This is a genomic window from Robiginitalea sp. (assembly GCF_049588695.1).
Classification (GTDB): Bacteria; Bacteroidota; Bacteroidia; order Flavobacteriales; family Flavobacteriaceae; genus Robiginitalea.
On sequence record NZ_JBAVZJ010000451.1, the window covers coordinates 1 to 2,034 of the forward strand.

Genomic DNA, 2,034 nt, shown 5'->3' on the forward strand with positions numbered 1-2,034 from the left:
ATGCCCAGTTCCCGGAGTTCTCTTTCGAGCAGGCGTGCCAGATTCCATTGATGTTCCGTGCTGGGGCATGATTTAGAATTCGGATCACTTTCGGTGTTTATGCGTACATAGCGAAGAAAACGCTCTTTTAAGGAATTCATATGTTCTTTTCTTCAAAAATAGGTTTCTGTATGAAAATCAGGTATCACTTTTGTAATTTCAGCCCATGAAATGGAGAAATTTATTTTTGGTTGGTTTCTTTTGGGCCACGGGCGTACGAGGCGAGGATTGTCCGGTGGGGCTCGGGGGAACGGATCCACAACAAATTGCAAAGGTATTCGAGTTTGATACAACCCAGGAGCAGCGCATGCTGAATTGGGTAGATTCGCTTGAGCAAAAAAATGCGCCATTGCAGCTGGAGCTGGATGAGCTTCTCGCTTCTCACCCGCAACAAACACCCGAGCAACTGACCGCCATGGGCCAGAAGTACGAGGAGATCAAAGAAAAGATGGTTCGGAATTCACTATTTTATGACCGCCTGCTACTCGGTATTTTCAGACCTGCCCAGTACAGAAAGTATGCAGAATTGTGTGCGGAGCTGGACCTTTACCCCCTTGAACCGACCTCTGAAACCTTTCTGAAAGGCGAGGAGAACGAATAGAATCACCCCTTAAGCCAGTAGGACTCCTGAAGGGAAGTTTGTATTTTTAGCCAAACATTGACCCCGATGTACAAGCAGTTTATTCGCCCCCTCCTTTTCCGATTTGATCCCGAACAGGTCCATCATTGGTCCTTTAAAGCTATCGGATTCATCTATCGCCTGGGCCTGGGATCCCTGGTCACTGCGCGTTTTACAAAAAAGGATAAACGACTCGAGCGAGAGGTGTTCGGACTGACCTTTCCGAACCCGGTGGGTCTGGCTGCCGGATTTGATAAAGATGCCCGACTCTTCCGCGAGCTCTCGGGGTTGGGTTTTGGGTTTATAGAGATCGGAACTCTCACCCCGAAGCCCCAGGAGGGGAATCCAAAAAAACGCCTCTTCCGCCTGAAGGATGACCAGGCCATCATCAACCGAATGGGGTTTAATAATCAGGGTGTCGATATTGCAGCCGAGCGATTAAAGGTACCTCATGGCGTTTTGGTCGGCGGGACTATTGGCAAGAACAAGATTACCCCGAACGAGAGTGCCGCCTCTGACTATTTATACTGTCTGAAGACACTCTACCCACTTGTCGACTACTTTGTGGTAAATGTCAGTTCCCCCAATACTCCGGGTTTACGGGAGTTACAGGATAAGGAGCCCCTGACTGAATTATTGAATACGCTTAAAAAGGCCGGGAAAGCCCATGCAGTAACCCACAAGACAAAGGAAAAACCTGTTCTCCTTAAAATTGCTCCCGATCTCACTGATACCCAGCTACTGGATATTATTGAGATTATTACCAGTACCGGTACCGATGGTGTGATCGCTACCAATACCACCATATCGAGGGACGGTCTGGTCTCTGATCCTGAGCTCAGCTCAGAAATGGGAGGTCTTAGTGGGAAACCCCTGGAGCGCAGAAGCACGGAGGTGATTCGTTTCTTATACGAAAACAGCCAGGGGGCCTTTCCCATAATTGGGGTAGGGGGGATACACAGTCCTGAAGACGCCCTGGAGAAGCTGGATGCAGGCGCAAGCCTGATACAACTATGGACCGGCTTTGTATACGAGGGCCCTTCCCTTATAAAACGAATCAATACCGCATTACTCGAACGTATGGAGCGCTAGGATATTCAAATACTGAAACATCGAGTATCAAGGAATCCCGCCCTCCAAGAAGGCAATATTTGATCACACTAAACCCGCAATTTACCCGAGTGAGGTTCGATATTCTTTTAAACGGAAATTCCATGCCGTTTTTTTAAAGAAACCAATATGCAGCCACAACTCGGAATGCTGGGCGTTTAGTTTTGCCTTAAATTTTAGTGAGGATGTATTGAAACATTGGGTAATGCTTAGGCAACGTGCTTTCCCTTTTGATTTTAGGAGTTTGTACCCTTGATATCTGAGAT

General features: G+C 47.6%; 3 protein-coding genes. 2 read left to right on the plus strand and 1 reads right to left on the minus strand.

The features are described from left to right. Positions 1-205: 205 nt before the first annotated feature. Both WBV75_RS10630 and WBV75_RS10635 read left to right on the plus strand, forming a co-directional pair. Entirely contained in the window at positions 206-640 is a 435-nt protein-coding gene (locus WBV75_RS10630) for a hypothetical protein (protein WP_424120586.1), read from the plus strand. 66 nt (positions 641-706) lie between these two features. Continuing rightward, positions 707-1,750: a quinone-dependent dihydroorotate dehydrogenase gene (locus WBV75_RS10635; protein ID WP_424120587.1), complete on the plus strand. Its 1,044-nt coding sequence runs from the start codon at positions 707-709 to the stop codon at positions 1,748-1,750. 81 nt (positions 1,751-1,831) lie between these two features. On the opposite strand, the gene WBV75_RS10640 is transcribed toward WBV75_RS10635, so the two are convergent. Further along, on the minus strand, positions 1,832-2,034 hold a 203-nt coding region (locus WBV75_RS10640; RefSeq protein ID WP_424120588.1), incomplete at its 5' end, for a hypothetical protein.

Excerpts from the sequence above, each read along its gene's own strand:
- WBV75_RS10630 (WP_424120586.1), top strand. The coding sequence starts at position 206 with ATGAAATGGAGAAATTTATTTTTGGTTGGTTTCTTTTGGGCCACGGGC.
- WBV75_RS10635 (WP_424120587.1), top strand. The coding sequence starts at position 707 with ATGTACAAGCAGTTTATTCGCCCCCTCCTTTTCCGATTTGATCCCGAA.